The following is a 20,832-nucleotide window of genomic DNA, read 5'->3' as shown; positions in this document are numbered from 1 at the left end:
CCCGCATTAATGCATCTGGCTGTTGTTAGACTCTGCGCCCCAACTCAACAAGGGAACTCATATCCAATTATTCTGTTGAGTGACTCCAGATATCGGACTTCCGCCGATCGGGTTACTTCAAAACAAGGAGGAAATTATATGTCTTATCTGGAACGTGTTCGTACGCAAAATCCGCTGGTACACAATATCACTAACCTTGTCGTGGCTCCCTTCACAGCCAATGGTCTGCTTGCACTCGGTGCGTCCCCTTTTATGGCCTATGCTCATGAAGAGGTCGCTGATGTCGCCAAGATGTCAGGAGCCGTGGTACTCAACATCGGTACACTCGATGACAAAGTCGTTCAGGCAATCCGTCTGGCAGGCCAATCAGCTAATGCGCATCACGTGCCTGTGGTGCTTGATCCGGTTGGAGCTGGCGCAACCACCTATCGCACGGAAACCGTGCAGATGCTCATTCGTGAACTTCGTCTCACGGTACTGCGCGGCAATGTGGCAGAGGTCGCTAATGTCATCGGTGAGAGTTGGAGTATTAAAGGTGTGGACGCAGGATCAGGTGAGGGCGACCGAATCGGCATTGCGGAGCGGGCAGCGCATAAACTTGGCTGTGTCGTGGTCATTACCGGAAAAGAAGATATTATTACTGATGGACAATCCACATTCCTCACGAGTAATGGTCATGCCCTGCTCACTCAGGTCACAGGTGCTGGCTGTCTGCTCAGTTCAGTGATTGGCGCTTTTACAGCCATAGCGGAATCAGGAGCCGATCTTCTAGGCAGTGTTGTTGAAGCGCTAGCGTTTTATGGTGTAGCAGCTGAACTGGCGGCAGAGCGGACAGCTCATCAGGGGCCGGGTAGCTTCCAGATTGAATTGTTGAATCAACTGGCACAAGTAACACCAGACCTCTTGGCAGAACGCGCACAGATCCGTCAGATCCGTGGAGGTGCAGTATGAGTATTGCTCAAGCGCTAACCATTGCAGGCTCCGATAACGGGGGCGGCGCAGGCATTCAGGCCGATCTGAAAACATTCCAAGAACTTGGTGTATACGGCATGACCGTTATCACCGCTATTGCTGCCCAAAATACAACTGGTGTGCAGGGCGTTTTTCCCATCCCTTACGATGGCATTGCCCAGCAATTGGACTCGACCGGCGAAGACTTTCAACCAACCGCAACGAAGACCGGCATGTTATATAGTGCCGAGATTATTCGTCTAGTCGCTGAGAAATGGCAGCAATACCGTTGGGCTAATCTGGTCATCGACCCTGTGATGGTAGCCAAAGGTGGCGCCCCCCTTCTCCAGCAGGAAGCTGTAAAGGCGTTGGTTACGGAGCTGTTGCCCCATGCCCTGATCACAACACCCAATATTCCGGAAGCGGAACTGCTTACCGGGATGTCTATCACCAATCTGAGCCAGCGGGAAGAAGCCGCAAGACGGATTGTACAGATGGGCTCAACGTATGCTTTGGTCAAAGGTGGTCATGATGAAGGAAGTGGCATGATCGTGGATGTGCTCTACGATGGGCAGTCTTTTCATTATCTGGAGAATGTTCGTGTGGTAACACGTCATACACACGGAACGGGGTGCACATACTCTGCTGCCATCACCGCAGAGTTAGCCAAGGCTTCACCTGTTCTGGCTGCCGTTACGACCGCGCGAGCATTCATTCAGGCAGCCATCGAAGATGAGCTGGGGATTGGGGCCGGACATGGGCCAACAAATCATTTTGCGTATCAGCGCAGACAGCGGGGTGAGCAGTGATGCGCCCTTGGGATGCAGAAGCGGTACGACGCGCGATGCAGGTGTATTTAGTGATGGGCAGCGTCAATACAACGCAAGACCCTGTGGAAGTGCTGCGCCAGGCCATTGCTGGCGGCATCACGCTGTTCCAGTTCCGCGAAAAGGGAACTGGCGCCCTGGTTGGCGAAGCTTGCATCACGCTTGCAATGCGGCTTCGCGAGGTGTGCAGCCAGCACGGGGTCCCGTTCATCGTGAACGATGATGTGGAGCTGGCTGTAGCGGTGGAGGCCGACGGCGTGCATGTCGGCCAGGAGGATGCGGACGCGGCGCTTGTACGCGCCCGCATTGGAGATGGGCGGATGCTTGGCGTATCCGCCCACTCTGTGGATGAGGCGCGCCGTGCGTTGCAGGCGGGCGCCGACTACCTTGGCGTCGGGCCCATGTACCCGACGTGCTCCAAAGCGGATGCCCACGCTGTGCTGGGCCCCGCAGGGGTGGCGGAACTGCGCGCCGCAGGCATCGCAGTTCCGATTGTGGGTATCGGCGGCATTACGCCCGATACCACGGCCGCCGTGATGGCGGCTGGAGCCGACGGCGTAGCCGTCATCTCCGCCATCGCGGGCGCGGCCGACGTGCGCGCAGCGGCTGCGCAGTTCGCTGCGGCAGTGCGCGGGATGCAGGCATAGCCCTGCTCTCCCTGCACTGCCAGCCCCGTGGGCTGCACCGAATACATGGTGCAGCCCACAACTGCTCACGCTCCTCTCCATAACAGAGGAGCCTCAAAACACCCCGCGGCGCGGCAACAACCCATGTCTTCGACATAGAAGCACAGCCGCTCACCTACAAGTGACTGAATGTTATAATAATTCAGTCATATCCAGTCATATCCAGTCACATCCTGTCATCAATCCATGATCAAGATGCAGCTTCCATGCTCGCATCTTGTTTTTTCATTTTCAACGGTTGACTCTCACGTAACGTGACACTGTACAATCGGTGTTGTAAGGAGGTTTCACACATGGCCATGAAGGTAAAAGAAGTTGCCGAACTTGCCTCGATCAGTGTGCGCACACTGCATCACTATGATGAGATCGGACTATTAACCCCGGACGAAGTGACTTCTGCCGGGTATCGATTATATTCAGATGCCAACCTGGAACGGTTGCAGCAGATATTGTTTTTCAAGGAACTCGACTTCTCTCTGAAGGAGATCAAAAACATTATAACCAACCCTTCCTTCAATCCGGAAGAAGCACTTAAAATGCATCGACTTATTCTGCTGGAGAAGCGACAACGCTTGGACCAAATGATTGCTACCATTGATAGAACGGTTTTACACGTGAGAGGAGAAATTAAAATGACAGCCAAAGAACAATTCGAAGGATTTGATTTTAGCCAGAATCCGTATGAACAAGAAGCGCGGGAACGTTGGGGAGACCATGCCGTCGATCACGCAAATCAGAAGCTGCACAGTAAATCAACCACAGATCAGAAGGCTCTATCCGATCAAATGAACGAAATCTACAAACATCTGGCTTCACTTCGTCACATAGAACCAGCATCTGAGGAGGCACAGGCAGGCATCAAAGAGTGGTTCACTTGGCTAAACCAAATGGGAAGCTACCCACCTGAAGCCTTTAGAGGACTTGGTCAGATGTACGTGGACGATGAACGCTTCACACGCAATATTGATCAGTTTGGCGATGGTTTGGCAGTATTTATGAGAGATGCTATGGCTGTATTTGCTGACCAAAACAAATAATATAGCCCTTATTCAACCACATACAGTATTATTCAATTCTCATTGCTGTCAGATGTGCACTGTAAACGATAGTCTGGAAGTTACCCCCTGTCCTGTAAAAAAAAATATTCTCGTCATCAGCTTTATTCGCAGTAAATGACCATTCGGATATTTGAACCTACCTCCTGGGGTGACCATATCGTTCTTGTAATTAACCTTATGAACATGTTGATATATACTAGGGTTACGTTGTAAATAAATTAAATCGATCCGAATTGTTGCAAAAGTTATAAGCAATATCCCCCTACCTGGTGTATACACAAAAGGGACGTACACCCTCAGGCGTATCGTCCCTATGTATGTAAGTATCTCAGCCGCAATGTGAACATGCCTAACTGCTGCTCACTCTGAGTACTTTATAAATATCTTTTAAAGTAGATTGCTCTTTACTACGTTTTTCTTCTGCTCCCAGTCCTTCGATATAACCTTTTCACCAGATGATTAGGATGATGAGCATTAAGTTTCTTCTGTCAAACGTTCTTCATTTTACTGCCAAGCGTCCACCGTCTATCTGATTAAGCTCTTGGTGCGTGATCCGATGAAGATGCATCCGTAGCTAGACTGGTTCTCGCCATCCGGCCAGGAATCTGCCATGCAGACACAATCGCAAGCACGATGAATAACAAATCAATCGGTTGACTGAAGTACTCCTGGAAGGTTTCCACAAACGCACTGATCATCTCGCTATCAAACACAAGTTCCATCACGCCTACATCACCAAACAGTTCGGAAGTAAAATAAACCACCGTCAGATATTTCCCCAACAAAATACCGACAAGTGCAAACAGTACGGCAATAATCTTATGTACCGTCGCAATTTGTTTATTGGAGAACAACACAACTGCGTAACCCGTGAGCGCTCCAATCAATATCGCAATTAATCCCACCTCATAATCGGTCATTGCAGCAATAGCTGCCCATACGATGCCTCCCAGAATGGCTGCAATTAAGCCACCAATGATCGGCATACCGATTTTAACTCCTTGTTTCTCTTCCACGTTGTCTTTCCCTCCTGAGTCATGCATATGCTTCTTTTCCAGAATTCACCTTTCCTATGAAACCACAAAAAGACTTATTATTCAACATTTTTCTACTTTTGGTGCCATGTATTTACATAATAGAAAAGATATATTAAGCATCTATTTCCTTATTCGCTCGAATATCATTTTAGTTTTGTCCACAAACATCTCATAATCATTCCTTTGGCACATAAAAAAACACCCCTCCAACAGCATAAATAGCCGTAGAAGGGATGTTGTCCATATCTGTAGCATAGATATAACCAATGTAACCGAGAAAACTACATTGAAAACCTCTCTCTATCTTACCTTTGCACTTCCTTGGAAGGCTGAATGACAGCTGCAATCTGTGCCAAAATGGCATCCACCGATGCCGGATCATGCACATCATACTCATCAATGTTCAGACGCAGCACAGGGCAAGCTGTAAACTGATCAATCCACACGGAATAGCGCTCGTGCATGTGTTCCCAGTACGAACGGTCCGTCTGAATCTCCATCTCGCGTCCGCGTTCCGTAATACGGTTTAAAATCGAAGGCAGACTGCCTTCCAGATAGATCAGCACGTCTGGATGTGGGAAATACGGTGTCATTACCATCGCTTCAAATAAACTGCTGTATGTCTCGAAATCTGTAGCAGACATGGTTCCTTGATCTGCATGCATTTGTGCAAAAATGCCCGTATCTTCATAGATAGAACGATCCTGTACGAATCCGCCACCCAGTTCAAAAATCTTTTTCTGTTCCTTGAATCGCTCTGCCAGGAAATAAATCTGCAGATGGAAGCTCCAACGCTCAAAGTCATGATAGAACTTCTCCAAATATGGATTATGATCAACTTGTTCCAGAGAAGTCTTGAAATTCAAACGCTGTGCAAGCGCAGCCGTTAACGTGGATTTACCCACTCCAACCGTACCTGCTACTGTAATTAATGCATTCGTAGGAATGCCATAGTTATTCATATGATATACTCCTTTACCTGATTAACAATTTGCCTGAAGTGTTCAGGATGTTCCACAAAGTCGAGTTGCTCTGCATTGACCTTAATGATTACTGGCGGATTTGAGCTATTTGCCAGATAGTCCATGCCTGTTTTGTAATCGGCGATGAGTTGTTCCATATATGCCGGGTCCATATCCTGCTCAAATGAGCGTCCACGCTTGTTAATGCGGTACATCAACGTATCGAGTTCAGCTTCAATATAGAGCACCAGGTTGGGCTTTGGCGATCATCTGTTAACAGATGATAGATTTGACGATATTTATCCCGTTTCGTTCCCTTTAAGGTACGATCGGCAAAAATCATATTTTTATAGATATGATAGTCTGAAATGACTGGGGTATTCTGCTCTACATAATGAACGCCCGTGTCTTCCAGTTGTTTAAACCGATTACACAGAAAAAACATTTCCAATTGGAAACTCCACTCGTCGATATCCTGATAAAAGGAAGCCAGAAATGGATTCTCTTCTACGATTTCTTTAACTAACGGAAGATTCAATTCATGGGAAAGCATCGTTGCCAGCGTTGTTTTCCCCGCTCCGATCGGACCTTCCACAGCAATAAACGGGGCTGATTTCATCGTGTTCACTGTTCCTCCTCGTACTTATGCGTGTTTCCGTTTTCTATATAGACCTCACCTATTGTATCACAGCTTTAAGGATTGGAACGCCAGTATTTTATGTATATAACAAGTCAAATCAGAACTAATGAATTACATAAAATGATTTACATTAAAATAAAAAAGACACACTCGATATCATCAAGTGTGTCTTCCTGTTGCTTGGCGGCGTCCTACTCTCCCAGGACCCTGCGGTCCAAGTACCATCGGCGCTAGAGGGCTTAACGGTCGTGTTCGGGATGGGTACGTGTGGAACCCCTCCGCCATCGCCACCAAACGCGTAGCTTACATTTCAGAGATCGTTCTCTGAAAACTAGATTCGAAACGAAACATGCGAATTACAACTTGCTATTGGATAAGCCCTCGACCGATTAGTACTGGTCAGCTCCATGCATTGCTGCACTTCCACCCCCAGCCTATCTACCTCGTCGTCTTCAAGGGGTCTTACATACTGGGAAATCTCATCTTGAGGGGGCTTCACGCTTAGATGCTTTCAGCGTTTATCCCGTCCGTACATAGCTACCCAGCGGTGCTCCTGGCGGAACAACTGGTACACCAGCGGTACGTCCATCCCGGTCCTCTCGTACTAAGGACAGCTCCTCTCAAATTTCCTACGCCCACGACAGATAGGGACCGAACTGTCTCACGACGTTCTGAACCCAGCTCGCGTACCGCTTTAATGGGCGAACAGCCCAACCCTTGGGACCTACTTCAGCCCCAGGATGCGATGAGCCGACATCGAGGTGCCAAACCTCCCCGTCGATGTGGACTCTTGGGGGAGATAAGCCTGTTATCCCCAGGGTAGCTTTTATCCGTTGAGCGATGGCCCTTCCATGCGGTACCACCGGATCACTAAGCCCGACTTTCGTCCCTGCTCGACTTGTAGGTCTCGCAGTCAAGCTCCCTTATGCCTTTGCACTCTTCGAATGATTTCCAACCATTCTGAGGGAACCTTTGGGCGCCTCCGTTACTCTTTAGGAGGCGACCGCCCCAGTCAAACTGCCCACCTGACACTGTCCCCGCACCGGATTACGGTACCAGGTTAGAACCTAGATACGATCAGGGTGGTATCCCAACGTTGCCTCCACACAAGCTGGCGCTCATGCTTCAAAGGCTCCCACCTATCCTGTACAGATCGTACCCAAATTCAATATCAAGCTGCAGTAAAGCTCCATGGGGTCTTTCCGTCTTGTCGCGGGTAACCTGCATCTTCACAGGTATTAAAATTTCACCGGATCTCTCGTTGAGACAGCGCCCAAGTCGTTACGCCATTCGTGCGGGTCAGAATTTACCTGACAAGGAATTTCGCTACCTTAGGACCGTTATAGTTACGGCCGCCGTTTACTGGGGCTTCGGTTCACAGCTTCGGATTGCTCCTAACCACTCCCCTTAACCTTCCAGCACCGGGCAGGCGTCAGCCCGTATACTTCGCCTTACGGCTTCGCACAGACCTGTGTTTTTGCTAAACAGTCGCTTGGGCCTTTTCACTGCGGCCCCCTCGTGCTATTCACACTACCGGGGCACCCCTTCTCCCGAAGTTACGGGGTCATTTTGCCGAGTTCCTTAACGAGAGTTCTTCCGCGCGCCTTAGAATACTCTTCTCGCCTACCTGTGTCGGTTTGCGGTACGGGCACCATCACCTGGCTAGAGGCTTTTCTTGGCAGTGTGAGATCATGACCTTCGCTACTATAATTTTCGCTCCCCATCACAGCTCAGCCTTAATGATGTGCGGATTTGCCTACACATCAGCCTTACTGCTTAGACGGACATCCATCAGTCCGCGTCACTACCCTACTGCGTCCCCCCATTGCTCATAACGGCTTACGGTGGTACAGGAATTTCGACCTGTTGTCCTTCGACTACGCCTTTCGGCCTCGCCTTAGGTCCCGACTTACCCTGAGCGGACGAGCCTTCCTCAGGAACCCTTAGGCTTTCGGCGGATCAGATTCTCACTGATCTTTTCGTTACTCATACCGGCATTCTCACTTGTATAATGTCCAGCGCTCCTTACGGTACACCTTCAACCCTTATACAACGCTCCCCTACCCCTGATGCAAAGCATCAAGCCATAGCTTCGGTGGTGTGTTTAGCCCCGTTACATTTTCGGCGCAGAGTCACTCGACCAGTGAGCTATTACGCACTCTTTCAATGGTGGCTGCTTCTAAGCCAACATCCTGGTTGTCTGTGCAACTCCACATCCTTTCCCACTTAACACACACTTGGGGACCTTAGCTGATGGTCTGGGCTGTTTCCCTTTTGACAATGGATCTTAGCACTCACTGTCTGACTCCCGGAAGTAAGTCTATGGCATTCGGAGTTTGACTGAGCTTGGTAACCCTTGCGGGCCCCGCACCCAATCAGTGCTCTACCTCCACGACTCTAGTTTCCGAGGCTAGCCCTAAAGCTATTTCGGGGAGAACCAGCTATCTCCGAGTTCGATTGGAATTTCTCCGCTACCCCCACCTCATCCCCGCATTTTTCAACATGCGTGGGTTCGGGCCTCCAGTGCGTGTTACCGCACCTTCACCCTGGACAGGGGTAGATCACCCGGTTTCGGGTCTACGTCCACGTACTCATTCGCCCTATTCAGACTCGCTTTCGCTGCGGCTCCGGCTCTTCACCTTAACCTTGCACGGGAACGTAACTCGCCGGTTCATTCTACAAAAGGCACGCCATCACCCCTAAAACGGGCTCTGACTTTTTGTAAGCACACGGTTTCAGGTTCTATTTCACTCCCCTTCCGGGGTGCTTTTCACCTTTCCCTCACGGTACTGCTTCACTATCGGTCGCTAGGAAGTATTTAGCCTTGGCAGATGGTCCTGCCGGATTCATACGGGGTTTCACGTGCCCCGCACTACTCGGGATCCGTCTCGGAGGGAACAGACTTTCAACTACAGGGCTTTTACCTTCTTTGGCGGGCCTTTCCAGACCTCTTCGCTTAACCGGTTCCTTTGTAACTCCATGTGAGACGTCCCACAACCCCAAAGAGCAAGCTCTCTGGTTTGGGCTTCTCCGCGTTCGCTCGCCGCTACTGACGGAATCACTATTGTTTTCTCTTCCTCAGGGTACTTAGATGTTTCAGTTCCCCTGGTATGCCTCTGCATAACCTATGTATTCAGTTATGAGTAACTGGAAATTACCCCAGCTGGGTTTCCCCATTCGGACACCCCCGGATCAAAGCTTGCTTACAGCTCCCCGAGGCAGTTTCGTTGTTCGCCACGTCCTTCATCGGCTCCTAGCGCCTAGGCATCCTCCGTGTGCTCTTAGTAGCTTAACCATTTTGTTCCGGTTTCGGCCGCTCGCTTCCCTTGTTTTGCTTGCGCAAAGCCAAAAGTCGCTCTCACCCGATACCATCACAAAAGCAATTTAACTACCTTTATACACTTGACTTGTTTGCACAAGTTTAGCTTAAAGGAATGTTCTAATTCGCGTTTGTTTCGTTTCGATATCTAGTTTTCAAAGAACAAGCTCCATGCAAAAGCAAGCTGTTTTGAGAGTTTGAGCTCTCAAAACCGAACAACGAGTGAGTAATTTGTGCTCTTCATTTCATCCACACTGAAGTGACGGACCGAAATGAATCGCTGTTGCAGGTTCTAAGAACCTGCATATTTGAATGTTTCCGTTGCAGGAAACGATTCTCCATAGAAAGGAGGTGATCCAGCCGCACCTTCCGATACGGCTACCTTGTTACGACTTCACCCCAATCATCTATCCCACCTTCGGCGGCTGGCTCCTTGCGGTTACCCCACCGACTTCGGGTGTTATAAACTCTCGTGGTGTGACGGGCGGTGTGTACAAGACCCGGGAACGTATTCACCGCGGCATGCTGATCCGCGATTACTAGCAATTCCGACTTCATGCAGGCGAGTTGCAGCCTGCAATCCGAACTGAGACCGGCTTTGTTGGGATTGGCTCCATCTCGCGATTTCGCAGCCCGTTGTACCGGCCATTGTAGTACGTGTGTAGCCCAGGTCATAAGGGGCATGATGATTTGACGTCATCCCCACCTTCCTCCGGTTTGTCACCGGCAGTCTATCTAGAGTGCCCACCCGAAGTGCTGGCAACTAAATATAAGGGTTGCGCTCGTTGCGGGACTTAACCCAACATCTCACGACACGAGCTGACGACAACCATGCACCACCTGTCTCCTCTGTCCCGAAGGAAAGATACATCTCTGCATCGATCAGAGGGATGTCAAGACCTGGTAAGGTTCTTCGCGTTGCTTCGAATTAAACCACATACTCCACTGCTTGTGCGGGTCCCCGTCAATTCCTTTGAGTTTCAGTCTTGCGACCGTACTCCCCAGGCGGAGTGCTTAATGTGTTAACTTCGGCACCAAGGGTATCGAAACCCCTAACACCTAGCACTCATCGTTTACGGCGTGGACTACCAGGGTATCTAATCCTGTTTGCTCCCCACGCTTTCGCGCCTCAGCGTCAGTTACAGCCCAGAGAGTCGCCTTCGCCACTGGTGTTCCTCCACATATCTACGCATTTCACCGCTACACGTGGAATTCCACTCCCTTCTGCACTCAAGTCACCCAGTTTCCAGTGCGATCCGGGGTTGAGCCCCGGGATTAAACACCAGACTTAAATGACCGCCTGCGCGCGCTTTACGCCCAATAATTCCGGACAACGCTTGCCCCCTACGTATTACCGCGGCTGCTGGCACGTAGTTAGCCGGGGCTTTCTTCTCAGGTACCGTCACTTTGAGAGCAGTTACTCTCCCAAGCGTTCTTCCCTGGCAACAGAGCTTTACGATCCGAAAACCTTCATCACTCACGCGGCATTGCTCCGTCAGGCTTTCGCCCATTGCGGAAGATTCCCTACTGCTGCCTCCCGTAGGAGTCTGGGCCGTGTCTCAGTCCCAGTGTGGCCGATCACCCTCTCAGGTCGGCTACGCATCGTCGCCTTGGTGAGCCGTTACCTCACCAACTAGCTAATGCGCCGCAGGCCCATCCCCAAGTGACAGATTGCTCCGTCTTTCCAGTTCTCTTCAGGCGAAGAAAACAATTATTCGGTATTAGCTACCGTTTCCGGTAGTTGTCCCAAACTTGAGGGCAGGTTGCCTACGTGTTACTCACCCGTCCGCCGCTAAGTATCAAGAAAGCAAGCTTCCTATCAACTCCGCTCGACTTGCATGTATTAGGCATGCCGCCAGCGTTCGTCCTGAGCCAGGATCAAACTCTCCAATAAAGTATTGAAAAGAGCGATAAGCTCATTTTGAATCTGACGAGATTAAAAATCTCATTTGTGCTCCAGCCGATTCAAGCCAAGGCTTGTCTCGAACTTTCGCGTTCATTCTGCAAGCAGAATATTTACTCACTCGTTGTTCAGTTTTCAAAGATCAAACTTATTTCGTTACCGAATGTTGTTCTCTTCAGCAACTCTTATATAATATCATGTCCGAACCAACTTTGCAAGCTCTTTTTTCAAGTTTCTTTCGAAGCTTATTTCATTTGCTTGCCACACCAGTGTTGAACCGTGTTTTCTTGGCCGGATTAATAATATATCACGTATAGATATTAATTACAATACTTAATTTAATAAAATTCATTTACTACAAATCAACTACTCTTACTGTGTTGCTCTCCTCTATCCCAGTGTAAAGTTTATTATAGCTTAAATGACATTCTTTCCATTCATACATCGCAATACATGTCTAATTGATTTTAAACTTATTAGCCTACATCTCCTCTCTTATATTTTAGCTTCATTAATATGCTCAATTTAGGTTGTCCTTTTATCAAGGTCATGCAAGATTACTGGGGGCACTGTAAGTTACCACGAGTATAAGTAGAGGTATTATAAAAGATAAACAAAAAAAGTGATGCACGCATATAACTATACGTGAACCACTTTCTTGTGTGTTATTACATTATATATAGAAGGAAACTCTTAATGTTGTGCCTGTGCTGATGCTGGAGGCGTCATCGTCATTTGTCCATTACCTGCTTTTTGCATACCAACTCGCAGCAACGTAATTCCCCACGTAATAATCGAGATCAATAGAAGATGAACCATGTATCCCCCAACTGCTTCTCCACTATAGATCAAACGCATAAATCCCTGTACCCCATTGGAAGCGGGCAGAAAGTTTCCGATATAACGGTAGAATGGCGCCAGCATCTCGGCTGGAATGATATTTCCTGCTGTCATCAACTGGAGTGGAACCATCGCTACATTAAATAGAGGGCCTGCATTACCAAACAGGGCAAAACTCATTTGTGTAAAACAGATACAAGCCAGACTCACCAACACATGATACACATACAAAGCGCCGAAGGAGCTCCCAACATCCGTGAACTGAAGAGCTACTGTATCCACAATTAGGGGAACAATCAAAGCTATACACAATAACAGCAATTGCCGTCCCCAGAAGATTTCCCATTTGGAATGGGTACGCTTCATGATATTCGACGTAATATTAAACTGAATATTCATAGTCATCGAAGCAATATAGGTGATAAAACCCAGAATCATGGGCAGCATCGATGTTGCAAAATCACTCACGCTGTTCGTTTTATTAATTTCAGCCTTCACAGGCCCTTCATTCATCTTCGCCATCGCTTGTCCAATAGCTGCACTCAGTTCATCGCTATTTATACTATCGTTATTGAGTGTCACTTGAACCTTGGATTCCAGAATCCCTTGACCCATTTGTGCAGTCATTCCGGTCGCAGCATGTTCCACAATGGATTTGGCTACATCGGCATTTCCCTGATTGATATAAAAGGACAAGCTCGCCTCTGTACCTCCTTCTATCTGGTCAGTGAATCCTTCCGGAATAACAATAACCATCGCATAGTTACCTGCATTCATCTGTTGCTCAGCTTCCTCGGCAGATCCCAGAACATTGACATGGAAAGGCGCGAGCGTTTCAATCTGCTTCTGCACCTCTGTTCCCTGTGTCCCGTCTTCGTTCACCAGAGCAACTTGAAGTTGATCCACTCTCTCCGTGGCTTGATGATAACCCGTCATCCAGATCACAACAAATAACAGCGGAACAATTAATGCAAAAACCAACCCTATTTTTGTCTGTGGCACTTTAAGAAAATCTTTGAAGCTTTTCATTCGTTCACGGCTCCCATTAGTTAAAATTAAAATAATTGCACTACATATATATGCACATGCACATAATTGCTCAAAAAAATTTATTTCATCTTTTCATAGATACGATTCATCACATTCATGAATGCTTCAAGCTCTTCAGGAGAACATTCGGCGAGTGCCTCTTGCTCTTGCTGTTTTGCCTTTGGTGTCAGAACGTTATTCATTTCCAGTCCTTCCGCCGTCAAACAAAGCAAAACCGCTCTGCGATCCTGTGGATCTTCTTCTCTTGTCACCAGACCTTTGCGAATCAACTTGTCTATAATTTTGCCTACCGTTGTCTGGTCCCGCACTGTTAATTCAGCCAGTTTTTTCTGTGATATATGACTTCCAGCCTTGCTCAATTCATTCAAGACTGCAAATTGTTCCGGAGTAATATCCTGTTCACTCAGATTTCTGGTTGTTGTTTTTTTGTATGCCAGATACGTCCGTGACAGAATCAGTCCAAGTGGATTTTCATCCATATTAACAGGCATGCTGTTGCTCCTTTCTCTATATAGTAGCACTACCATCTAATTTGCGTAAGCTCTATATTATTACCATATTTACATTACTGTCAATTTAATTTTTTATCTTTTCAAGCAAAAAGAGACCCACCCGTTAGTCAGGCAGCTCTCTCCTCTGGCATCGTCAAGCCACACTTACTCGGGCTTGCCACTTGAAGTTTCGGTATCGTCCTTCTTCTTTGTGCCTTTACTTTTATAAGGCTTCGGTGCACTTTTCGCCCGGTTAGCAGCGGCTTGCCAACGGTTCCATCCTTTTTTACCCGTACCACGGCCGGTGCCGCCTTTTCCTTTTGCATTGCTCATGTTATCACTCCAATAATCCTGTATATGCTTAAAAATGACCGTCCTCGGTAACTTATTATGCAACCCAGCCCATCTAATTCACTTCCAGCATTTCTTATTATACCAAAAATCCACGTCTTTACGTCCATTTCCATAAATCATTGTATTGTTATTCTGTTATGAAAGCGGTATAGTGGACATAATTGAAAGAGGAAGCTGCGTCTTCTTCGGGATTGTTACTGGTAAGCAGGCGATACCCAAACCAAGGCTGTCTATTAAGCCTTAGTTTGGGTTTTTTGTTTTTATTACGACCAATTGAGGTGAAACACATATATGATCATCCGTCAGATTTTTAACAACAATGTCATTCGGGCTGAGAACCAAGTTGGTCACGAATTTGTTGTCATTGGCAACGGTCTTGGCTTCAAAAAGAAAAACGGACAGCCCGTGGATGAGGATAAAATCGAAAAAACCTTTGTGCTGAAATCGGATAAAATACCACAAAAATTAATCGATCTGATTGGGGAAACATCGGTCGAATATTTGAAGTTAGCGGACGAAATTGTGGGCCATGCCAAAAAGGAAATGGGCGATATTTTTAGTGATAATATCTATATATCATTGATCGATCATATTCAGTTTGCCATTACCCGGTACCGTAAATCCGTCGGGCTGAAGAATTCCCTTTTGTGGCAGATCAAGAAGTTTTACAAGAAGGAGTTTGGGATTGGCATGAACGCTGTGAAGCTGATCCAGGAACAATTCGGCATCCAAATGGATGAACATGAAGCCAGCTTTATTGCGATGCATTTTGTAAACGCTCGTCAAGATGCTCAAGGCATGAAACAAACCGTTGAAATTACAGAAGTTATTGATGATATCTTCAACATTGTGACCAACCATTACCACATCGCCCTGGATGAAAATTCGTTTAATTATTCCCGGTTTATTACCCACCTGCAATACTTTGTGCAGCGTATGTTGAGTAATGAACAGGAGCAATTTGCTTCTGGAGATAACTTTCTGTATGAACAGGTGAAGGACAAATATAGCAAGGCATTTGAATGCACACAACGGATCAATCAGTACCTTGAAGACAAGTTTGAAAGTGCCATGTCCATTGATGAAAAGGTGTATTTGACGATCCATATTCAACGTGTCACTTCCCGTAACGAGCTTCTCGACGCGGAATAAAAAAAACTTGCAAACGATTTCGGCGTCATATATAGTAGGTCTCACAACTTAACGACAAGGATTGTTACTGCTCAAGCAGGCGATACCTAAATGATTGGCAACAGGTCATCTTTCCGATGATCATAGCCATTCGTTTAGGTATTTTTTTGTTTTCAGGCAATCTTAACAACAAAGGAGAATGAACATGGATCATAAAAAAATGGGGGATGACATCGTTCGTCTCGTCGGCGGAGAAGCCAATATCAACGGTCTTGTCCACTGTGCGACCCGGCTGAGATTCGACCTGAAAGATTCGAAAAAGGCCGAACGCGAAACGCTTGAAAAACACGATGGTATTATTACCGTTGTTGAAAGCGGCGGCCAGTTCCAGGTGGTCATCGGTAGTAACGTGGCTCATGTATATGCGGAGATTATGAAAAACCGGGATTTCGGAGGAGATTCCTCCTCATCGGCTGAGTCTACAGGGGAAAAAACCTCGCTATTATCCAAAGTTTTTGAAATTATATCCGGAAGTTTCTCGCCGTTAATCCCGGCTATGGCAGGATCAGGTATGCTAAAAACTTTGCTGACTGTCCTGACCATGCTCGGATGGATGTCGGATACAAGTGACACATACTTGATTTTATCCGCTGCCGGCAACGCTGTATTTTATTTTTTGCCCATCTTTCTTGGGATCACACTAGGTATGAAGCTGAAAGCCAATCCTTATGTAGCTGGCGTAATTGGTGCCGCTCTGATGGAACCGAGCTTCACCGGGCTGATGGATAAGGGCTCAGATGTATCATTCCTGGGTATCCCGGTTGTCATGATGAATTATTCAGCCAGCGTATTCCCAATCTTCATATCCATTAGTATCTACGCTGTTCTCGATAAGTTACTCAAGAAAATCATTTTGAAAGACCTGCAATTGTTCCTTGTACCAATGATTGCTTTGATGATTATGGTTCCTCTGTCCGCAATGGCCTTTGGACCATTCGGTACCACGGTAGGTGACTGGATCTCCTCCGGCGTAACTTGGCTCATTGGTGTCAGCGGTATATTATCAGGGGTTGTACTCGGTGGATTCATGACCTTCATGGTTGTCTTTGGACTCCACTGGGGCTTCACTCCAATCACGATACAAAATATCGGGGTTGGCGGCGATCCGATTGAAGCCATGGCTGCTGCAGCTGTATTTGCACAAATCGGTGTAGCTTTCGGTATTTTCCTGAAAGCCAAAAAGAACAAAACCCTGCGCACTCTTGCTGGCTCAACCAGCCTTACAGGTTTACTCGCAGGAGTCACTGAACCAATTGTATACGGTTTGATCCTGCGTTATAAACGTGTGATTCCTATTGTGGTTATCGCAGGTGCGATCGGCGGTGCCATCAATGGTCACTTTGGTGTTAAAATGACTGCTTATGTGTTCCACAATATATTTGCCATTCCTGTCTATACACCAACGGTTGTCTACGTAATTGCGATTGCCTGCTCCTTTGCGGTAGCCGCGGTATTAACGGTGATGTTTGGTTATGAAAGCAAAACCAAAGACAAAGTTTCCGCGACCAATGAATCTGTCCCCCACACGTCAGTTGAAAGTACGCCGGCAGAACTTCCTGTCGTACCTGAGACCAAAACAACGGAGATCAAGAAAGAACAAATTTATAGCCCACTTACTGGTAAAGCCGTAGCACTGAATACCATTAACGACCCAGCCTTTTCGACTGGTGCTATGGGCAAAGGTTTGGCGATTGTCCCTGAGATTGGCGAAGTTGTCGCTCCCGTAGATGGCGTTGTCACTTCCCTCTTCCCAACTGGACATGCCATTGGATTAACAACCAACGCAGGAACGGAAATCCTGATTCATATCGGCATCAATACAGTAGCGCTAAAGGGAAAACACTTCTCTCCAGTTGTTCAGGAAGGTGATATCGTCAGACAGGGCGATCTGTTGATCCAGTTTGACATCGATAAGATCAAGAAAGCCGGATACGAAACCGTAACACCTGTCATTGTCACTCTAACGCAACAAGAAGTGGATGTGTTCGAAACAACTCAGGAACAGGTACAGAAAAATGATGTCCTGCTGACTCTCGTAGTCTGACCCAACTTATATTATACGAATTTAATTTAGGAGGAACTAACCATGAAACATACTCAACTGAAACCATTTCCTAAAGATTTTTTCTGGGGAGGTTCAACCTCTGCCTATCAGATTGAGGGAGCCTGGAATGAAGATGGTAAAGGCCCTTCTGTCATCGACATGGGGAATCATGTGGAAGGCGTAACCGACTTCAAGGTAACCAGTGATCATTATCATATGTACAAAGAAGATGTGGCGTTGCTCGCCGAAATGGGCTTCAAAGCCTACCGCTTCTCCATCGCATGGACACGCATCTATCCGCAAGGAGCAGGTGAAGTGAATCCGAAAGGCCTCGCCTTTTACGATTCCCTCATTAATGAGTTAATTAAATACGGTATTGAACCCATTGTGACCATGTATCATTTCGATCTTCCTTATGCGCTTGAAGAAAAAGGCGGCTGGTCCAAGCGAGCAACGATTGATGCTTTTGAACAATATGCCAAGACTCTTTATGAGAACTACGGAGATCGGGTTAAATATTGGCTGACCATCAACGAACAAAATATGCTAATCCTGCATCCTGGCTCTCTGGGTACACTGGATACAACACTTGTTGATCCGCAAAAAACACTGTATCAGCAAAATCACCATATGCTGGTTGCTCAAGCAAAAGCCATGGTCCTGTGTCATGAAATGCTACCTGAAGCCAAGATTGGCCCAGCTCCCAATATCGGTGTAATTTACCCGGCGAGTTCCAAACCAGAAGACACACTCGCGGCTGATAACTATGCTGCCATTCGTAACTGGCTCTATCTCGATATGGCGGTATATGGACGTTATAACCATATTGCCTGGAGTTATCTCGAAGAGAAAGGATATACGCCTGTCATTGAAGACGGAGATATGGACATCCTGGCTCAAGGAAACCCTGACTTTATTGCGTTTAACTATTATACTTCCCAAACGGTTGGTGAAAGCCTGAACGATGGTAATGACTTCTCCCATACAGGAGACCAGCATGAAATCGTAGGTGAACCGGGCGCATATAGAGGATCTGTGAATCCCAATCTGCAAAAAACGGAGTTTGGCTGGGAAATTGATCCCGTGGGCTTCCGCTCTACCCTGCGCCAGATCTACTCCCGTTATCACCTGCCATTGATTGTTACGGAAAATGGTCTGGGTGCCTTTGATAAACTGGAGGAAGGCGACGTGGTTAACGATCCATATCGTATTGAATTCTTCAATAAACATATCGAACAGATTCAACTGGCGATTACGGACGGCGTGGATGTATTTGGCTTCTGCCCTTGGTCTGCGATCGATCTGGTCAGCACACATCAAGGGTCAAGCAAACGTTATGGATTCATCTATGTGGATCGTGAGGAATTCGATATCAAGGAATTGAGACGTATCCGCAAACAGAGTTTCCACTGGTATCAAAAACTAATTGAAACGAATGGAGAAGTCCGTTAATACCGTACTATTAAAAAAGTCGACTGCACATGAAACATGTGTAGTCGACTTTTTTGGTGTTGATGCATTGATATGGAAGCTTTATTTTCCAATTATAAAATTACATTTCAGCCTTCGGTTGTTTTACCGCTTTGGCCCCTCTGAGTACTCGTAGGGATAACAGGAAACAGATCGCCAGAACGGCAGCTGCTGAAACATAAGGATAGTTAATATTCACATCGAACAGTGCTCCAGCTACGATTGGACCTGCGATATTCCCCAAACTGGTATACGCCGAGTTCAATCCGGCCACAAAGCCCTGTTGTTCTTGTGCCAGTTTGGACATCTGTGTACTGATCGCCGGACGTAAAATATCCATACCCAGAAAGACGATAAACGTTACGACAAGAATCATCCAGTACGTACTTACAAACAAGGTCAACAGGACAAATACGGCTACAAATAACAGACAGACTGAAATGACCATCTTTTCACCAAATCGATTGAGCAACCAACCGATCAGGGATACTTGCACAACCGCACCTGCGATGGAACCAAATGTAATAATAAATGCAATGTCTTTGGTCGTGAAGCCAAACTTATGATCCACAAATAGTGAAAATACCGTCTCATAGTTCGCCAGACCAAATGCCATAACAAACACGATGATCAAACTGAAAAAGTACGGTTCACGGTATGAATTGAGCAATTGGGATACCATACCCGGAGCTTTGACCTTCTCTGCACCAGCTACAGGTTTAGTTTGCTCTCCTGTGCTTCGCGTGGATTCCGGCAAAATAATCAATGTAATGATGGATGCCAGCAAACCGGCAACCCCAGCGGCGTAGAATGGAATTCGAATGCCAAAGTCCGCAATGTATCCACCAATTCCCGGACCGATGATAAATCCGGTTGTAATCGCTGCATTAATCAATCCCATACCTTTGCCGCGTTCTTCCTCTGTTGTAATATCTGCGGTGTAAGCCATAACCGCCGGGAAGATCATCGCTGCACCAATACCACCAAGCATCCGGGCTGCGAAGAGCAAGACTGGTGCATTGACCGCACCAAACATAAACTCGGATACGGCAAAAATCAGCATGCCACCAACGATAATTTTTTTACGTCCCCATGTATCCGACCAACGACCCGCAAGCGGGGAGAACAGAAACTGGGTGAAGGAAAATGCCGCTACCAGCAATCCAACCGTGAATCCGGTGATATGCAGTAGATCCATATACGCAGGCATGATCGGTACAACCAGACCAATACCCGTAAAAACGAGAAAAATATTAAACATTAACAGCAGCAGTGCGCCCCTGTTCCGTGTTAGTAATGCCATGATTCCATCCTCCGTAGTTGTCAAAATGTTGCTTAAGCTTTATCTTTTGCAATCCCGTGCAAGAATACACTAGCGGCCTGGCGGTATAACGCAAGAGCCTGATCAGGCTCCATCCCCCGTGACATCTGACTAAGGCCAATAATGGTACTTTCCAATATGAGCGCGAGATTATCTACATTGTCTGCTTTGAACTCACCGCTCTCAATGCCTTGCTCTATCATTTGTTTATTAAATTGAATATGCCGCTCAAACATTAAGGAGATCCGCTCCTCAATATCATTTTCTTTCTTTTCCCCTGTGAAGAACTCATCAGCTGCCTTCGTCAGCGGGTGATTCATATCGTCCAGAACTAATTGTTCCGCCAAACCATAAATTTTCTCCGTGGAGGTGCGATAGAGATGTTCTTTGGCCGCCCAGCTCTCTTCCCACTCCCGGTCCCACTCATCGATTAGATAGAGGAACAGACCTTCTTTACTTTTAAAATGGTAATATATATTGCCTTTGCTGCTGCCCGTCGCAGCTACAATATCCTCAATGGACGTTGCTTTATAACCTTTTTGTACAAAAAGGGCTTTGGAAGCATCCGCAAGTTTTTTCTTGGTCTGCTCGGTTTGAAGTTGCTTTTTATTCATACTCATTCCATTTCACTCCGTCCCATGCATACTGAACATTCGTTCTGTATTTTAACAGATGCACCCAATATAAG

Annotated in this window: 14 protein-coding genes, 3 rRNA genes and 1 pseudogene; 7 read left to right on the top strand and 11 right to left on the bottom strand. The window is 47.0% G+C overall.

Annotated features, from left to right (window positions below):
• Window positions 1-138 precede the first annotated feature (138 nt).
• The 4 genes from thiM to NSQ20_RS04670 all read left to right on the top strand — a co-directional run bounded on the left by thiM (window position 139) and on the right by NSQ20_RS04670 (window position 3,501).
• Entirely contained in the window at window positions 139-951 is an 813-nt protein-coding gene (gene thiM, locus NSQ20_RS04685; RefSeq protein ID WP_036672665.1) for a hydroxyethylthiazole kinase, read from the top strand.
• Window positions 948-1,760 (top strand): bifunctional hydroxymethylpyrimidine kinase/phosphomethylpyrimidine kinase, encoded by an 813-nt coding sequence (thiD, locus tag NSQ20_RS04680; protein ID WP_340031956.1) that lies wholly within the window; start codon window positions 948-950, stop codon window positions 1,758-1,760. Before thiM ends, thiD begins: the two co-directional genes overlap by 4 nt.
• Entirely contained in the window at window positions 1,760-2,425 is a 666-nt protein-coding gene (thiE, locus tag NSQ20_RS04675) for a thiamine phosphate synthase (protein WP_340031955.1), read from the top strand. The genes thiD and thiE overlap by 1 nt, the downstream gene beginning before the upstream one ends.
• A 332-nt stretch (window positions 2,426-2,757) precedes the next feature.
• Window positions 2,758-3,501: a MerR family transcriptional regulator gene (locus NSQ20_RS04670; protein WP_340031954.1), complete on the top strand. Its 744-nt coding sequence runs from the start codon at window positions 2,758-2,760 to the stop codon at window positions 3,499-3,501.
• Window positions 3,502-4,055: 554 nt separating this feature from the next.
• Here the strand turns inward: NSQ20_RS04670 and NSQ20_RS04665 are convergent.
• The 9 genes and pseudogenes from NSQ20_RS04665 to NSQ20_RS04625 form a co-directional block, all read right to left on the bottom strand.
• Window positions 4,056-4,538 carry a hypothetical protein gene (locus NSQ20_RS04665; RefSeq protein WP_053061447.1) on the bottom strand — a complete coding sequence of 161 codons (483 nt, stop codon included), beginning with the start codon at window positions 4,536-4,538 and terminating at the stop codon, window positions 4,056-4,058.
• A gap of 326 nt (window positions 4,539-4,864) precedes the next feature.
• Window positions 4,865-5,521, bottom strand: coding sequence for a deoxynucleoside kinase (locus NSQ20_RS04660; RefSeq protein WP_036672670.1), 657 nt, complete (start codon window positions 5,519-5,521; stop codon window positions 4,865-4,867).
• A pseudogene (locus NSQ20_RS04655) lies at window positions 5,518-6,140 on the bottom strand (deoxynucleoside kinase). Before NSQ20_RS04655 ends, NSQ20_RS04660 begins: the two are co-directional and overlap by 4 nt.
• 199 nt (window positions 6,141-6,339) lie before the next feature.
• A 5S ribosomal RNA gene (rrf, locus tag NSQ20_RS04650) occupies window positions 6,340-6,456 on the bottom strand.
• A gap of 74 nt (window positions 6,457-6,530) precedes the next feature.
• Window positions 6,531-9,456, bottom strand: a 23S ribosomal RNA gene (locus NSQ20_RS04645).
• Between the two features lie 368 nt (window positions 9,457-9,824).
• Window positions 9,825-11,374: ribosomal RNA gene (locus NSQ20_RS04640) — 16S ribosomal RNA — on the bottom strand.
• The 16S, 23S and 5S rRNA genes sit together here, the layout of an rRNA operon.
• 702 nt (window positions 11,375-12,076) lie before the next feature.
• Window positions 12,077-13,252 carry an ABC transporter permease gene (locus tag NSQ20_RS04635; RefSeq protein WP_340031953.1) on the bottom strand — a complete coding sequence of 392 codons (1,176 nt, stop codon included), beginning with the start codon at window positions 13,250-13,252 and terminating at the stop codon, window positions 12,077-12,079.
• An 80-nt stretch (window positions 13,253-13,332) separates the two neighbouring features.
• On the bottom strand, window positions 13,333-13,764 hold the full coding sequence (locus NSQ20_RS04630) for a MarR family transcriptional regulator (RefSeq protein WP_036605963.1): 432 nt from the start codon (window positions 13,762-13,764) through the stop codon (window positions 13,333-13,335).
• 165 nt (window positions 13,765-13,929) lie between these two features.
• Window positions 13,930-14,097, bottom strand: a complete 168-nt coding sequence (locus tag NSQ20_RS04625) for a DUF3934 family protein (protein ID WP_074093608.1) — start codon at window positions 14,095-14,097, stop codon at window positions 13,930-13,932.
• 312 nt (window positions 14,098-14,409) lie between these two features.
• On the opposite strand from NSQ20_RS04625, the gene NSQ20_RS04620 reads away from it, so the two are divergent.
• The 3 genes from NSQ20_RS04620 to NSQ20_RS04610 all read left to right on the top strand — a co-directional run bounded on the left by NSQ20_RS04620 (window position 14,410) and on the right by NSQ20_RS04610 (window position 18,805).
• Window positions 14,410-15,270 (top strand): PRD domain-containing protein, encoded by an 861-nt coding sequence (locus NSQ20_RS04620; RefSeq protein WP_340031952.1) that lies wholly within the window; start codon window positions 14,410-14,412, stop codon window positions 15,268-15,270.
• Window positions 15,271-15,454: 184 nt separating this feature from the next.
• The gene (locus NSQ20_RS04615; RefSeq protein WP_340031950.1) at window positions 15,455-17,353 is read left to right on the top strand and encodes a beta-glucoside-specific PTS transporter subunit IIABC; all 1,899 of its coding nucleotides are present in this window, start codon (window positions 15,455-15,457) and stop codon (window positions 17,351-17,353) included.
• A 42-nt stretch (window positions 17,354-17,395) separates the two neighbouring features.
• Window positions 17,396-18,805, top strand: a complete 1,410-nt coding sequence (locus tag NSQ20_RS04610; RefSeq protein WP_100526412.1) for a glycoside hydrolase family 1 protein — start codon at window positions 17,396-17,398, stop codon at window positions 18,803-18,805.
• Window positions 18,806-18,905: 100 nt separating this feature from the next.
• On the opposite strand, the gene NSQ20_RS04605 is transcribed toward NSQ20_RS04610, so the two are convergent.
• Both NSQ20_RS04605 and NSQ20_RS04600 read right to left on the bottom strand, forming a co-directional pair.
• Window positions 18,906-20,126 (bottom strand): MFS transporter, encoded by a 1,221-nt coding sequence (locus tag NSQ20_RS04605; protein WP_101314786.1) that lies wholly within the window; start codon window positions 20,124-20,126, stop codon window positions 18,906-18,908.
• A 32-nt stretch (window positions 20,127-20,158) separates the two neighbouring features.
• Window positions 20,159-20,758, bottom strand: coding sequence for a TetR/AcrR family transcriptional regulator (locus NSQ20_RS04600; protein WP_074096742.1), 600 nt, complete (start codon window positions 20,756-20,758; stop codon window positions 20,159-20,161).
• Window positions 20,759-20,832 lie beyond the last annotated feature (74 nt).

It is taken from the genome of Paenibacillus sp. FSL K6-1122 (assembly GCF_037977015.1).
Lineage (GTDB): Bacteria > Bacillota > Bacilli > Paenibacillales > Paenibacillaceae > Paenibacillus > Paenibacillus amylolyticus.
Note: the sequence above shows the minus strand (reverse complement) of the source record. Positions and strands in the feature narration are given on the sequence as shown.